Genomic DNA, 14531 nt, shown 5'->3' on the forward strand with positions numbered 1-14531 from the left:
GTGATGTTTAATCAGACAATCAGCAGAATTAACGGCGTGGGCTTGGGGCTAAAGCGTGAGCTTATTCCTCAAATCCAAGCCGTTTTTGGCGATAACTCTATTGCCAATCTTAATTTCGTTGAAATCGCACCAGAAAACTGGATAGATATTGGCGGCAAAGCAGCAAAGCAACTTGATTGGTTTGCTGAGCGCTATCCCATAGCTTGCCATGGTTTATGTCTTTCACTTGGCGGCCTAGCGCCACTCGACATAAACTTCTTGCACCAAGTGAAGCAGTTTCTACAGCAATACAATATTCCGCTCTATACCGAACACTTAAGCTACTCAACTGATGGATATAAAGGTCAACAAGGTTATCTATATGACTTGCTACCGATTCCATTCACTGAAGAGGCTGTGCATTATGTTGCTAAACGTATACGCCAAACTCAGGACATTCTTGGGCAACGCATCGCGATAGAAAATGCGTCTTTTTATGTGCAAGCACCCATCTCCAGTATGGATGAATTGAGCTTTCTAAATGCTGTGTTGACTGAGGCTGATTGCTTACTGCACTTAGATATCAACAATATTTACGTGAATAGTGTTAATTTCGGCTTTGATGCGCATGAGTTTTTACGAGGTATTCCTGGTGAACGTATTGTTTATGCGCACATGGCTGGACATTATCAGCAAGCGCCAGACTTACTGATTGATACCCATGGTGCCGATGTAATAGACCCCGTATGGGCGTTGCTGGAAGAGGCTTACCAATTATTTGGCGCATTCCCCACCTGTTTGGAGCGTGACAATAACATACCGCTTTTGCCATTGCTGATGCGTGAAGTGAACAAAATTGCTGACTATCAACGACATGTCAAATGATGACTAAGGACTTGCTTAGCTTTCAGAAGTACCAACTGGCATTCACTTCGCATATCCGCGACCCACTCAATCAACCTAGGCCAAAAAATGTAAAAAACAAGGGCATGGATGTTTACAAAGAGATTGTATTCAATAACCTCTTTGAATCAGTTTCAGCTTGTTTTCCTGTCGTGCAAAAGGTCATCGGCAAGCGTGCATGGCATAAGTTAATCCGCGGCTTCTTTAGTGAACACTCTTCATCAACGCCTATTTTTAGAAAGATTCCTGAAGAGTTTCTTGCATACCTGTCAAACATTCATGCACTTACGCCAGAGAATTTCCCACCTTATCTAACAAGCCTTTGTCACTACGAGTGGGTTGAATTGCTAGTTTCAACTATGAAGGATGAAACAGATAAACGTAATATCAATGCAATAGGTAATTTACGTATGAATCAGCCTGCATTTGAACCCGCAATGCAGCTACTCAATTACGAATATGCCGTGCAAAAAATATCTCCTCGTTATAAACCTAGCGTGAAAGAAAATACACAGCTTTTAGTCTTCCGAAATACAGAGCTTGAAGTAAAGTTTATAGAACTCAATAGCATTACTTATAGATTAATTGAAATACTGAAGCAAAATAAAGTAAATTGTGAGCAAGCACTTACCATGCTTGCAATCGAGATAAATCAGGTCGAAACTGAAAGCATTATCCAGTTTGGCTTAGATATATTGGAAGACTTAAGAAGCCAAGGTGTGATTCTTGGGGTGTATTGAAGTTGTTGCTTAACCTTGTAAGTTAGAACTTAAAGCCTGATTAATCAAAGCTCACTTGCTGCAACTGCCGTTCTTCAAGCGTGACTAGCAACTCCTTTTGCGCGTCTCGCCCCATATCCCACCAAGCTTTAATTTCATCAATAGTGCGATAGCAACCATGGCACAAACCACTCTCATCATCCATTGCACAAACGCCTATGCAAGGTGACTTAACTTCTGCTTGTATATTGTCAGACATAAAATTAACGCTTTTCAGAATTTAGTGTGGGTGTAATTAACTTGACTTTAATTAGCTTAATTTTTAATTAACTCAATACGCCATGACATTGTTTATATTTTTTGCCAGAACCGCATGGGCATGGATCATTACGGCCGACCTTTACTCCATCACGTATAACTGGCTGACCGTTGGCTAATAGTGCTGCTTCAGTATCCTCTGGATTGGCTAAAGCTTCATCATAGTCAGCATGCTGATAATGCACATTTTCTAATTCCACTGGCTTTTCAACCACTTCAACATCTGCCTCAGTTTTCACTTGAACGAGCATCGTCACTTTAGTCACTTCGCTTTTCACGGTATTGAGTAAACCTTCAAACAATTCAAATGCTTCACGTTTATATTCTTGCTTAGGATTTTTTTGTGCATATGAGCGCAAATGAATACCTTGACGTAAATGATCTAGTGCAGCCAAGTGTTCACGCCAATGGTTGTCTAAACTTTGCAACATCACAGAACGCTCAAACTGGCGCATCACATCAGGGCTAGCTTGTTGCTCTTTCTCAACATAAAGGCTATTCGCCGTATCAATCACGCGCTCACGTAAGGTTTCTTCATGCAGATCTGGATTATCTTCCAGCATTTTTTGCAACGGAATATCTAAATTTGCCTCAGCTTTCAGCTCACGCTCTAGACTTGGTATATCCCATTGCTCCTCAACACTGTTCGGTGGAATGTGGGTTGCAATCATGCTCGTCAGCACATCTTCACGCATCGCTTTAATAGTGTCAGCAACATCAGCCGCTTCTAATAACTCATTGCGTTGCTCGTAAATCACTTTACGCTGATCATTTGCTACGTCATCGTATTCAAGCAATTGTTTACGAATATCAAAGTTACGACCTTCAACTTTACGTTGCGCATTTTCAATTGCACGCGTGACCCATGGATGCTCAATAGCCTCACCATCAGGCATATTTAGCTTTTCCATAATCGCTGAAACACGATCAGAGGCAAAAATACGCAGTAGTTGATCTTCTAATGAAAGGTAAAAGCGACTTGAACCCGCATCACCCTGACGACCAGAGCGACCACGTAACTGATTATCCACACGACGTGACTCATGGCGCTCAGTACCTGCAATATGCAAGCCGCCAGCGGCCAATACAGCTTCGTGACGTTGTTGCCACTCTGCTTTAAGTTGCGCTACTCGAGTTTCTTTTTCAGAATCGCTAATTGCTGCATCATGTCTAACGGCTTCTATATCAGTCTCAGGATTACCACCTAAAACAATATCGGTACCGCGACCTGCCATATTAGTAGCAATAGTAATGACACCAGCACGGCCTGCTTGGGCAATAATATGCGCTTCGCGCTCATGTTGTTTCGCGTTTAACACTTGATGTTCTAATTTTTCAGCGTTCAATAACTTAGAAATCAGCTCTGAATTTTCAATAGAAGTAGTACCGACCAATACTGGCTGACCGCGACTTTGGCAGTCTTTAATATCTAAAATAACCGCAGCATATTTTTCTTGCGCTGTACGGTACACTTTATCCATATTGTCTTTACGCAGCATAGGGCGATGCGTTGGAATTACCACTGTTTCTAACGCATAAATCTGATTAAACTCATACGCTTCGGTATCTGCAGTACCCGTCATACCAGAAAGTTTGGTATACATACGGAAGTAGTTTTGGAATGTGATAGAAGCCAGCGTTTGATTTTCTTTTTGAATCTCAACGCCTTCTTTAGCTTCAACCGCTTGATGCAAACCATCGGACCAGCGACGGCCTGGCATCATACGGCCATTGATTTCATCCACAATCGTAACTTCACCATCACGAACAACATAATGCTGATCTCTGTGATAAAGATTACGCGCACGCAATGATGCGTATAAGTGATGCACTAAAGTAATGTTAGAAGCTTCATATAAACTTGAACCTTCTGCAAGCAAACCAGCTTCTGTCAGTAAATTTTCAGCGTGCTCATGGCCTTCTTCAGACATGACAACATTTTGGCCTTTTTCATCAACCCAGAAATCGCCAGAGCCTTCCTCTTCAGTTTGTGCAACCAACTTAGCCGCAACCACATTAATTTGATTATAGAGCGCAATACTGTCATCCGCTTGGCCAGAAATAATCAACGGCGTACGTGCTTCATCGATAAGAATTGAGTCAACCTCATCAATCAAAGCATAACTTAAACCGCGCTGAACGCGATCTTCACTTCTGTGCACCATGTTATCGCGCAGATAATCGAAGCCGTATTCATTATTAGTACCGTAAGTAATATCCGCCGCATAAGCTTGGCGCTTTAAGTCCGTTGGCATTTGCGATAAATTGATACCGATTGAGAGACCTAAAAAATTATAAAGCTTGCCCATCCACTCAGCATCACGTTTAGCCAGATAGTCATTCACTGTCACGACATGAACGCCCTTACCCGCTAACGCATTGAGGTAAACTGGCAATGTCGCACATAAAGTTTTACCTTCACCAGTACGCATCTCGCCGATTTTTCCAGCATTGAGCACCATGCCACCTATCATTTGCACATCAAAATGACGCATACCGAGCGCACGTTTACCACCCTCACGCACCACAGCAAAGGCTTCTGGCATTAATTGGTCTAAGGTCTCACCTTTGGCATAACGCTGCTTGAACTCTTCAGTCTTAGCTCTTAAAGCTTCATCTGATAAAGCTTGCATGGCAGGCTCTAGCGCATTAATTTGCTGTACTTTTTGCGCATATTGCTTAACTAACCTGTCGTTACGGCTACCAAATAATTTTTTGAACAACGTAGATATCATGAAATGAGTGACTTTCGACTTGAGAGGATAAATGCTTTTTTAATGAAGGATAGTTTTTATAAGCTGCACCGCAAAGTGCAAAATTCTTTACTTTATATTTTAGGATGCTTCTTAACGTTTAGTTGCCTCATATATTGGGCTTATTCTTATAAATTCAATTGCTAGCTTTAAGATATTTTCTAGGGTCTAATGCATTACCATTTAACCTAATTTCATAATGCAAATGTGCGCCTGTCGAGCGCCCTGTACTACCAACCAATGCCACCACTTGGCCTTTTTCTACACGATCACCAACTTTAACCATTAGTTTTGAAGCATGAGCATAGCGTGTTTCTAAACCAGACCCGTGATCAACTTTTACAATGTTACCATAATCTGGTGTACGTTCTGCGGTTGTGACTATACCGCCAGCCGCTGCATAGATTGGTGTACCTTCAGACGCAGAAAAATCCAAGCCTTCATGAAACGCCTTATTGCCATTAAATGGATCAATACGCCAGCCATAGCTAGATGAATTAAACGCAGCATTGATCGGGCTACTGTTAGGTAACATGCCCTTCAATACACCTTGTTGCAACAACTTTGCTTCTATATCACTTAGATAGTCAGTATCAAAATCAATTTTAGCCATGGTTTCAGTGATTTTTTGCTGTAAATCTAACTCGGTAATTGGAGCATTAAGCACCAACGGGCCGCCACGACTAGCGGGGTCAGCCTTACCAGCATTAGTGCCTAGATTAGGGCTTATTGGCGCAATTTTGTCTGCTACAGGTTTTTTTTCACCAGCCAACTTAGCAAGACGCTCGCTTTGCGCATCAAGGCGCATAATGCGTGCCTGCAACTCACCCAACTGTAGCGCGTAAGCATCTAAATGTTTTTGTGGATTATTAATACCGAATGCAAGTTTAAGTTTTGAGGGAATCAGTGATTTATCCCCTTGTTGCGTTGCAGACTCCTGTGGCACAATCAGAAATAGAATGATGACTACTGGTAACAATATTAGTATTAGCGCTATCAAACCTACTTGTAGCGTTGATAGCGTTTTTGCTTTCGCCATGTTATTTGAGACAAAAATGATATTCATAGCAGCCCTAATTACCACTCCAGTTATTCATACCGGCCTTTATCATGCGCCAGTTTAACTCGCTACTTAAACAACCCGAGCTAATTGCATTAAATGCGCGCAACTTAGAGGCTCAAGCTGCACAAGAAATCTGGAAAGCGGTTGCGCCTGATAGTTTGGCAAAATTTAGCCATGCAAGCAGCATTAAAAATAAACAATTTAATTTATTTGCTGACAACAATGCTGTCGCCGCAAAAATTAAACTTTTTATACCTAGCTTATTGATTAAGCTAGAAAACCAAGGGTGTGAAGTTACTTCAATTCAGGTGAAAGTGCAAGTAAAATCTACCCCACCACCTAAAGCAAAACGCATTAAAATGCTGAGTTTGCATGCTGCAACCGAACTAAATCAACTCTCCGAAAAACTCTCTGGCACGCCGCTTGGTGAGGCGCTGGCTCGATTAGCTACAAAAGCGAAGTGAAATATAAATCATACTGTTTCTAGAACTCCTCCCACCTCTTTTCTATCGTCAAATATCCAAAAACCATCCATTAATCTATAGGTTGTTAGCCGCGCTTAATAGTGCAATAATGAACCGTTGTTACAAATTATTTACATTATTAAAGTCACTTGATTGAAGTAAATTGCAGCATCAGATTTGGTAAGGTTTTTGGCACTTAGTCTTAAATTTGTATTTGTTTTATTTTTAACATTTTAAATTTAGTTTTTAAATATTGTTTTAAGTTAGCGATTTATAAAAATTTAGATAGGGAGAAGTCATGTCAGCACCAATAATGATTGCCGTCGGTGCCGCTATTCTAGCGGTGTTATACGGTGTAGTAATGAGTAAATGGATTAGCAATTTACCAGCAGGCAATGCGCGCATGCAAGAAATCGCCAGCGCAATTCAACAGGGGGCAGCGGCATATTTAGCTCGCCAATATAAAACCATCACCATCGTCGGTATTATTCTAGCCATTTTAATTGGCGTGTTTCTTAATATCACCACTGCTATTGGCTTTGTTATCGGCGCTGTTTTATCTGGTGCTTGCGGCTTCATCGGCATGAATGTGTCAGTCAAAGCTAACGTACGAACGGCACAAGCCGCAACTGGCGGTATTGCTCCTGCATTAGATGTAGCATTTAAAGGTGGCGCAATCACAGGTATGCTGGTGGTTGGTTTAGGGCTTTTAGGCGTGGCAGGCTTCTACTGGTATTTGGGTGGCGAAGCTGCAACAGACTTGAATCCGCTTATTGGCTTAGCTTTTGGCTCATCACTTATCTCCATATTTGCACGTCTAGGTGGCGGGATATTTACCAAGGGAGCTGATGTTGGCGCAGACTTAGTAGGCAAAGTTGAAGCAGGTATTCCTGAAGATGACCCCCGTAACCCTGCCGTAATTGCCGATAACGTAGGCGATAACGTGGGTGATTGCGCCGGCATGGCAGCCGACTTGTTTGAAACTTACGCCGTGACTTTAATTGCGACCATGGTGTTAGGCAGCCTGTTACTCACTAATGCTGGTGCCAATGGCACACTCTACCCGTTGATGCTGGCTGCTGTTTCTATTGTAGCCTCTATCATTGGCTGCTTCTTTGTCAAAGCATCACCTGGCATGAGAAATGTGATGCCCGCTTTATATAAAGGCTTAGCTGTAGCGGGTACTTTATCTTTGGCTGCATTTTACTTTGTCACCATGAAAATGTTCCCTGAAGGTTTGATTGCTGGTGATTTGACTATCTCTGCAAATCAATTATTTGGCGCTTGCGCAGTTGGTTTAGTCCTCACAGCGGCATTAGTGTGGATTACCGAGTACTACACAGGTACGGATTACGCGCCTGTGAAGCACATTGCACAAGCTTCCACAACAGGTCACGCAACTAATATCATTGCGGGTATTGGAATTTCAATGAAATCGACTGCTTGGCCAGTACTTTCAGTGTGCGTGGCGATTTTCGTGTCACACCATTTAGGCGGCTTATACGGCATCGCAATTGCGGCAACCTCTATGCTCAGCATGGCGGGTATCGTAGTGGCTTTAGATGCTTATGGCCCTATCACTGACAATGCGGGCGGTATTGCTGAAATGGCAGGCTTACCCGCAGAAGTACGCGATGTGACTGACCCGTTAGATGCGGTTGGCAACACCACCAAAGCTGTAACTAAAGGCTATGCGATTGGCTCTGCTGGCTTAGCGGCATTGGTGTTGTTTGCCGATTACACACACAAGCTACAAGGTGCGGGTATCGACGTTAAGTTTGACCTAAGCGACCCAATGGTGATTATTGGCTTGTTTATTGGTGGCTTAATTCCGTTCTTGTTCGCTGCGATGGCGATGGAGGCCGTTGGCCGCGCAGCTGGTGCTGTGGTTGAAGAAGTACGCCGCCAATTCCGCGACATCAAAGGCATTATGGAAGGCACAGCTAAACCAGAATACGGCAAAGCAGTAGATATGCTTACCACTGCCGCGATTAAAGAAATGATGATTCCTTCACTTTTACCAGTGGCTGTACCTGTTGCAGTAGGTTTATTACTTGGCCCTGTGGCACTAGGTGGCTTATTGATGGGTACGATTGTGACAGGTTTATTTGTTGCAATTTCTATGTGTACAGGCGGCGGTGCTTGGGACAATGCGAAAAAATATATCGAAGATGGCAACCATGGTGGTAAAGGTTCAGAAGCGCACAAAGCCGCTGTCACTGGCGACACTGTTGGTGACCCGTACAAAGATACGGCAGGCCCTGCGGTAAATCCGTTGATTAAAATCATCAACATTGTGGCTTTACTGATTGTGCCATTGCTGCATATGTAAGGTACTTGATAAACAAAGTTAAAATAAAAAGGGTGGCTTCGGTCGCCTTTTTTATGGGCTAGGATAAAATAGCAATCTAATAGATAGCACTGTATGAAGATGATGCAACTATCGTCATCTCCGTTAAATTAGGGAAACCACTTGAGACATTCTGAATTTCATCGCTCACACCACATTGGATGGCTACGAGCGGCAGTTTTAGGCGCAAATGATGGCATCATTTCAACTTCCAGCTTGATTATTGGCATTGCGACCGCGCATGCCACCCATCAAAATATTTTACTGACTGGTATGGCTGGCTTGGTTTCTGGCGCCATGGCGATGGCTGCTGGTGAATATGTTTCAGTGAGCTCACAGGCGGATACCGAGACAGCAGATTTAGTCCGCGAGCAAGATGAGCTCTCGACCCAACCTGAGCATGAGCTAGAAGAACTCACGGGTATATACATGCAGCGCGGTTTAACGCATGAGCTTGCCAAACAAGTGGCGACTCAGCTCACAGCACATGATGCACTTGCGGCGCATGCGAGAGATGAACTTGGAATTATAGATGCCATGAATGCACGCCCTATACAAGCCGCATTGGCTTCTGCAGGCACATTTGCGATTGGTGCTGCATTACCTTTACTCATCGCATTTTTTGCATCCGCAGCTAATATTGTGCCTTTTGTCGCAGTGACATCACTAGCATTTCTAGCTTTACTTGGCGGTTTAGCGGCTAAAGTGGGAGGCGCTAACATTTGGATAGGCACTGGACGGGTTGCATTTTGGGGAGCATTGGCAATGGCCGCTACGGCTGGCGTTGGTAGCCTGTTTGGTGTTGCTATAGCCTAATCAACTACGAAACGAAGTAAATAAAAAGGCAGCTAAAGCTGCCTTTTTATTGATAACTTAAAGTCTAACTCAAACTTTAAAACGCTGGTTTTACCATAGCGTTATTATAATTTTCTACACCTTCTAGAATCTCTTTTTTCGCTTGGTCAATATCACCCCAACCATTGATTTTTACCCATTTGCCTTTGTCTAAATCTTTGTAGTGCTCAAAAAAGTGTGAAATCATATTCAAGCGCCAGTCAGAAACATCTGTGTGCGCTTTCAAATGGCCATACAAACCACATACTTTTTCAACTGGCACAGCTAACACTTTAGCATCTAGACCTGCTTCATCTTCCATTAACAACACACCTAATGGACGGCAACGCACAACTACGCCAGGAATCAAAGGCACTGGCGTCATCACCAATACGTCTACAGGATCGCCATCATCAGCAAGCGTATGCGGCACGTAGCCGTAATTAGTGGGATATTGCATGGCAGTACCCATAAAACGGTCTACAAAAATCGCGCCGCTTTCTTTATCAACTTCATACTTAACTGGATCACCTTGCATCGGGATTTCAATGATGACATTGAAGTCATTTGGTACGTCTTTGCCGGTTGGCACATCATTTAACGACATTGCTTTTTCCTAGAGAATAAAATGTATTGGTTAATTTTCTGAGATCTAATTTTGAGCCGCAATTATAGCAAGCAGATTGACCATCGTATCAAAGGCTTGTAACTAAATTATGACTTTAACCTGCTCTCGGCAGCTTTGTATGATTTCTTTGGGAATGAAGAATAACGCGATATACAGCAAAAGTGGAATGATGATGACATCATCTAGCTGACCTAATACTGGAATAAAATCTGGAATCAAATCAAACGGCAACAACAAATAACCTATTGCTAGCCATAAACATATCTTTGCAGGCAGAGGCGTTCGGGGGTGTTTAAGCACCAAGCGATAAACCTCAAACTCCTGTTTAAGGTGTTTAGTTAACGACTTTAGTTTTTCAAACATATTTCATTACTAAACAACTCAATCAGCAACAAGCGGGTGGCCAGTTAAACGCTCAAACGCTTCCATGTATTTTTCACTGGTTTTTTGTGCGACATCTGCAGGTAAGGCCGGTGCTGGAGCCACTTTATTCCAGCCTGTACTTTCCAGCCAGTCACGTACAAATTGCTTATCGTAACTTGGTGGGTTGCTACCGACAGCATAACTATCCGCTGGCCAAAAACGTGATGAATCTGGCGTGAGCACTTCATCCATCACATGTAATACACCATCTGCATCTAAACCGAACTCAAACTTAGTATCGGCAATGATAATGCCGCGAGTCAGCGCATATTCCGCGGCTTGTTGATAGAGCGCAATAGCAACTTTTGCGACCTGCTCAGCCATGTCTTGACCAATCAAATCGGCACATTGCTGCAAGCTAATATTTTCGTCATGCTCACCCACGGCCGCTTTGCTGGATGGCGTAAAAATTGGCTTAGGCAATTGAGAGGCTTCTTGCAGTCCAGCTGGTAATGTAATACCACACACTGTGCCTTTGGCTTTGTACTCTTTCCAGCCGCTACCTACTAAATAACCACGCACAATCGCTTCGATAGGCAAAGCTTTTAACTTTTTTACGACTACCGCACGCGAGCCAAGCTGAGCCTGTTCTGCAGGACTGCTCACCACAGACTTTGGGTCAATTCCAGTTAAATGATTTGGCACAACATTTTTAAGCTTTTCAAACCAGAAGTTAGCCATCTGCGTCAGCATAGCGCCTTTATTAGCAATGCCCGTCGGCAGTATCACATCAAAAGCAGACAGGCGGTCTGTGCTGACCAACAACATGGTATTAGCATCAATATCATAAATATCACGCACTTTACCTTGATGGATGCGTTTAAGACTTTGGATGGAAGTTTCTAATAAAGGTTTGTTCATATTAATTTTTTTGCTTTGTTTATACAGTTTATTTATAAGGTGAGTTAAGTAATGCAGATAAAAACACAGTTATCTTATTATAAACTTTATCTATATAAACTTGAGCGACGAATTGACGAATTCAGCTGATTCGTTTTGGTTGAGGCGCCAGATACTCATCAAGCTAATGAATCTAACTGGGCTTGTTTATTCTCACCAATTTTCACTATTTTGAGTGTATTTGTCCCGCCTGGGCTACCAATCGGCTCGCCAAATGTGAGTAAAACTATATCGCCCAACTCAACCGCCTTTTGTTGCAATAAGACTTGCTCCATTTCTCGTAGAATTTCATCTCTATTTTTTGTGCCTTGCTCAATAGGAAACGGATAAACGCCGCGATGCAGGGTAAGCTTCCTTCGCGCATATTTATCTGGTGAGAGTGCATAAATCGGCATTTCTGAATCTGCTCGAGATAGCCATTGTGCAGCATTTCCAGACTGCGTAAGTGCCGCAATCGCCTTCACTTTTAAGTGCTGCGCGGTATAAATTGCAGCTGCGGCTATCGCTTCATCAGTCTTAAGGAATACTTGCTCTACTCTTCGCACATGCGGTTGAATGTAATATTCTTTTTCGGCTTCCATTACCACGCGATGGACTGCCTGCACACTTTCTAAGGGATATTGTCCTGCCGCTGTTTCAGCCGATAACATGATCGCATCCGTACCATCTAATACTGCATTAGCCACATCAGAGACCTCAGCCCGCGTTGGAATTGGACTGGTAATCATAGACTCCATCATTTGCGTAGCCGTAATCACTAATTTGTTTTGCTCACGCGCCATGCGTATCATACGTTTCTGCAAGCCTGGAATAGCGGCATCACCGACTTCCACCCCTAAGTCGCCTCGCGCAACCATAATCGCATCGGAGGCATCAATAATAGACTCTAAATTATCAATTGCCTCCGCACGCTCAATTTTGGCAACAATACTGGCTTTACCACCAGCCTGTTGCACTAACACGCGAGCAAGCTCCACATCTAATGCTGTTCTAGGAAATGACAAGGCAACATAATCCGCTTCTAGTGCAACTGCCGTTAGAATATCTTCACGGTCTTTTTCCGTAAGCGCTTCAGCCGACAAACCACCGCCAAGGCGATTAATACCCTTATTATTGCTTAATACGCCACCATTCATCACCAAGCAATGAATCTGATTGCCTTTTACTCTATCCACTTGCATGGTAATGCGGCCATCATCTAGCAGCAGAATAACGCCCTCTACAACTTCTTGCGGTAATGTTTTGTAATCCAAACCCACATGATCTTGATTACCTAACTGACAATCAGAATCTAGGATAAAAATGTCACCTGTTTTTAAAGTGATTTTGCCTAACTCAAACTTACCAATACGTATTTTCGGCCCCTGCAAATCACACAGTACGCCAATCGGGCGGTTCAATTTCAAGGCAATGGCACGCACCATTTCTGCCCGATTAATATGTTCCTCTGCGCTTCCATGCGAGAAGTTTAATCTCACTACGTTTACACCAGCCATAATCATGCGTGCCAGCATTTCCTCACTATTAGAGGATGGGCCTAGTGTTGCAACAATTTTTGTTTTACGTAATGTCAATGCAATGCCTTTTCAACTCTTTATTACTATAAGTATAAGCTTAAAATTCAAATAAAAATGGGGCTTATCGCCCCATTTTTTGTATTGCTAATTTGAGAAAAGTTAAGCTGAGGCTCTTTGCTCAAGTATCTCAACGGCTGGCAATTTTTTGCCTTCTAAAAACTCTAAAAATGCACCACCTGCTGTGGAGATATAATCGACCTTATCTTCGATACCATATTTTTGTATCGCGGCAATCGTGTCACCACCGCCTGCCAATGTGAAAGCTTTTGTGTTTGCAATGGCGTGAGCAATTGTTTTTGTACCTTCGCCAAATTGGTCAAATTCAAAAACACCTACTGGACCATTCCAAACCACAGTACCTGCATTTTTAATGATCTCTGCTATTTCATTAGCAGATTTCGCGCCAATATCAAAAATCATATCATCGGCAGCCACATCAGCTGCATCTTTCTTGATTGCAGGCTCATTCGCATCAAATTTCTTACCGCAAACGACATCTACTGCAATAGGCACCGCCGCTCCTCTTTGGTTCATTTTGTCCATTAAGGTGCGAGCCACTGGCACTAAATCATCTTCACACAGTGATTTACCCACTTCATTTCCTACAGCTTTCAAAAAAGTATTGGCAATACCACCACCCACCACCATTTGATCGACTTTTTCTGACAAGCTCTCAAGCACGGTCAGTTTAGTGGAAACTTTACTACCACCAACAATTGCCACCATCGGACGTGCTGGGCTTAGCAGCGCCTTTGTTAAGGCATCTAACTCATTCACCAATAAAATACCTGCGGCGGCAACAGGCGCGAACTTAGCCACACCATGCGTTGAAGCTTCTGCACGATGCGCTGTGCCGAATGCATCCATGACAAATATGTCACAAAGTTTGGCATATTTTTGTGACAATTCGTCGTTGCTTTTTTTCTCACCTTTATTAAATCTGCAGTTTTCTAATACAACCAACTCACCAGCAGCGACTTCAAAACCACCATCTACCCAATCTTTAACTAAACGTACAGGTTTTACTGAAGTATAAAAGTCACCTAGTTTGGCAGAAATTACATCAACCACAGGTTTTAATGAGTTTTCTTCTGAATAAACACCTTCTTCAGGACGACCTAAATGCGATGTTACCATCACCTTTGCACCAGCTTTAAGCGCATATTCAATCGTTGCCATCGATGCCGTAATACGTGCGTCAGAGGTAACTTTGCCATCGGCGACTGGTACATTTAAATCTGCGCGTATTAAAACGCGCTTTCCACTCAAATCTAAATCCGTCATTTTAATTACATTCATACCCTGAAACTCCCCAAAGTCTATCTATTACACACGGCTATCTATGGCTATACACAGCTATTATTTACTGTACTTTTTATGATTTTATCCAGTAAAACTCAACTTCATCTTTATCGCCCATCGCTTTTTCTATAATCGCGGCTAAATCCAAATCAGCACCACGCGCTTTTAGTGTTTCCAAAGCATCACGATTTACCCAATATTCTTGGTCATCTTTATGTTCTTCGGCTAACTCATCATTCAAAAACTTTAATTGGGCGTAGCTAATCTGGCCTAACCAACGATTATTGCTTTTATCTTTCAGCGTAATCATCTATTTCC

14 protein-coding genes are annotated in these 14531 nt (G+C 42.8%); 5 read left to right on the forward strand and 9 right to left on the reverse strand.

Annotated elements, in window-relative coordinates; all coding sequences use genetic code 11:
- Window positions 1–3 precede the first annotated feature (3 nt).
- Together PSU78_RS08425 and PSU78_RS08430 are read left to right on the forward strand one after the other, a co-directional pair.
- Window positions 4–864 carry a DUF692 domain-containing protein gene (locus PSU78_RS08425; RefSeq protein ID WP_300386989.1) on the forward strand — a complete coding sequence of 287 codons (861 nt, stop codon included), beginning with the start codon at window positions 4–6 and terminating at the stop codon, window positions 862–864.
- Window positions 861–1622, forward strand: coding sequence for a putative DNA-binding domain-containing protein (locus PSU78_RS08430; protein ID WP_300386991.1), 762 nt, complete (start codon window positions 861–863; stop codon window positions 1620–1622). Before PSU78_RS08425 ends, PSU78_RS08430 begins: the two co-directional genes overlap by 4 nt.
- A 40-nt stretch (window positions 1623–1662) precedes the next feature.
- On the opposite strand, the gene PSU78_RS08435 is transcribed toward PSU78_RS08430, so the two are convergent.
- From PSU78_RS08435 to PSU78_RS08445, 3 genes are all read right to left on the reverse strand, one after another.
- Window positions 1663–1860, reverse strand: coding sequence for a DUF1289 domain-containing protein (locus PSU78_RS08435; protein WP_300386993.1), 198 nt, complete (start codon window positions 1858–1860; stop codon window positions 1663–1665).
- Window positions 1861–1927: 67 nt separating this feature from the next.
- Window positions 1928–4654: a preprotein translocase subunit SecA gene (gene secA / locus PSU78_RS08440; protein ID WP_300386995.1), complete on the reverse strand. Its 2727-nt coding sequence runs from the start codon at window positions 4652–4654 to the stop codon at window positions 1928–1930.
- A gap of 154 nt (window positions 4655–4808) precedes the next feature.
- The gene (locus PSU78_RS08445) at window positions 4809–5738 is read right to left on the reverse strand and encodes a M23 family metallopeptidase (RefSeq protein ID WP_300386997.1); all 930 of its coding nucleotides are present in this window, start codon (window positions 5736–5738) and stop codon (window positions 4809–4811) included.
- Between the two features lie 44 nt (window positions 5739–5782).
- On the opposite strand from PSU78_RS08445, the gene PSU78_RS08450 reads away from it, so the two are divergent.
- The 3 genes from PSU78_RS08450 to PSU78_RS08460 all read left to right on the forward strand — a co-directional run bounded on the left by PSU78_RS08450 (window position 5783) and on the right by PSU78_RS08460 (window position 9365).
- Window positions 5783–6199 carry a DciA family protein gene (locus PSU78_RS08450; RefSeq protein ID WP_300386999.1) on the forward strand — a complete coding sequence of 139 codons (417 nt, stop codon included), beginning with the start codon at window positions 5783–5785 and terminating at the stop codon, window positions 6197–6199.
- 298 nt (window positions 6200–6497) lie between these two features.
- Window positions 6498–8531, forward strand: a complete 2034-nt coding sequence (locus PSU78_RS08455) for a sodium-translocating pyrophosphatase (protein WP_300387001.1) — start codon at window positions 6498–6500, stop codon at window positions 8529–8531.
- A 141-nt stretch (window positions 8532–8672) separates the two neighbouring features.
- Complete coding sequence (locus PSU78_RS08460; RefSeq protein WP_300387003.1) at window positions 8673–9365, forward strand: VIT family protein; 693 nt, start codon at window positions 8673–8675, stop codon at window positions 9363–9365.
- Between the two features lie 76 nt (window positions 9366–9441).
- Here the strand turns inward: PSU78_RS08460 and ppa are convergent, their stop codons facing one another.
- The 6 genes from ppa to PSU78_RS08490 form a co-directional block, all read right to left on the reverse strand.
- The gene (gene ppa, locus PSU78_RS08465; RefSeq protein ID WP_300387005.1) at window positions 9442–9990 is read right to left on the reverse strand and encodes an inorganic diphosphatase; all 549 of its coding nucleotides are present in this window, start codon (window positions 9988–9990) and stop codon (window positions 9442–9444) included.
- Between the two features lie 102 nt (window positions 9991–10092).
- A complete protein-coding gene (locus tag PSU78_RS08470; RefSeq protein WP_300387007.1) occupies window positions 10093–10374 on the reverse strand; it encodes a DUF1232 domain-containing protein in 282 nt (93 codons plus the stop codon).
- Between the two features lie 18 nt (window positions 10375–10392).
- Window positions 10393–11295, reverse strand: coding sequence for a phosphoribosylaminoimidazolesuccinocarboxamide synthase (locus PSU78_RS08475; protein WP_300387009.1), 903 nt, complete (start codon window positions 11293–11295; stop codon window positions 10393–10395).
- Between the two features lie 158 nt (window positions 11296–11453).
- Entirely contained in the window at window positions 11454–12908 is a 1455-nt protein-coding gene (gene pyk, locus PSU78_RS08480; protein ID WP_300387011.1) for a pyruvate kinase, read from the reverse strand.
- Window positions 12909–13010: 102 nt separating this feature from the next.
- Window positions 13011–14210 carry a phosphoglycerate kinase gene (locus PSU78_RS08485; protein WP_300387013.1) on the reverse strand — a complete coding sequence of 400 codons (1200 nt, stop codon included), beginning with the start codon at window positions 14208–14210 and terminating at the stop codon, window positions 13011–13013.
- Window positions 14211–14286: 76 nt separating this feature from the next.
- Entirely contained in the window at window positions 14287–14523 is a 237-nt protein-coding gene (locus PSU78_RS08490) for a hypothetical protein (RefSeq protein ID WP_300387015.1), read from the reverse strand.
- Window positions 14524–14531: the final 8 nt, after the last annotated feature.

The sequence above is a fragment of the Methylotenera sp. genome (assembly GCF_029945705.1).
Classification (GTDB): domain Bacteria; phylum Pseudomonadota; class Gammaproteobacteria; order Burkholderiales; family Methylophilaceae; genus Methylotenera.

Coding starts and splice junctions, on each gene's coding strand:
- PSU78_RS08425 (WP_300386989.1), top strand. CDS start 4: ATGTTTAATCAGACAATCAGCAGAATTAACGGCGTGGGCTTGGGGCTA.
- PSU78_RS08430 (WP_300386991.1), top strand. CDS start 861: ATGATGACTAAGGACTTGCTTAGCTTTCAGAAGTACCAACTGGCATTC.
- PSU78_RS08435 (WP_300386993.1), bottom strand. CDS start 1,860: ATGTCTGACAATATACAAGCAGAAGTTAAGTCACCTTGCATAGGCGTT.
- secA (WP_300386995.1), bottom strand. CDS start 4,654: ATGATATCTACGTTGTTCAAAAAATTATTTGGTAGCCGTAACGACAGG.
- PSU78_RS08445 (WP_300386997.1), bottom strand. CDS start 5,738: ATGAATATCATTTTTGTCTCAAATAACATGGCGAAAGCAAAAACGCTA.
- PSU78_RS08450 (WP_300386999.1), top strand. CDS start 5,783: ATGCGCCAGTTTAACTCGCTACTTAAACAACCCGAGCTAATTGCATTA.
- PSU78_RS08455 (WP_300387001.1), top strand. CDS start 6,498: ATGTCAGCACCAATAATGATTGCCGTCGGTGCCGCTATTCTAGCGGTG.
- ppa (WP_300387005.1), bottom strand. CDS start 9,990: ATGTCGTTAAATGATGTGCCAACCGGCAAAGACGTACCAAATGACTTC.
- PSU78_RS08470 (WP_300387007.1), bottom strand. CDS start 10,374: ATGTTTGAAAAACTAAAGTCGTTAACTAAACACCTTAAACAGGAGTTT.
- PSU78_RS08475 (WP_300387009.1), bottom strand. CDS start 11,295: ATGAACAAACCTTTATTAGAAACTTCCATCCAAAGTCTTAAACGCATC.
- PSU78_RS08485 (WP_300387013.1), bottom strand. CDS start 14,210: ATGAATGTAATTAAAATGACGGATTTAGATTTGAGTGGAAAGCGCGTT.
- PSU78_RS08490 (WP_300387015.1), bottom strand. CDS start 14,523: ATGATTACGCTGAAAGATAAAAGCAATAATCGTTGGTTAGGCCAGATT.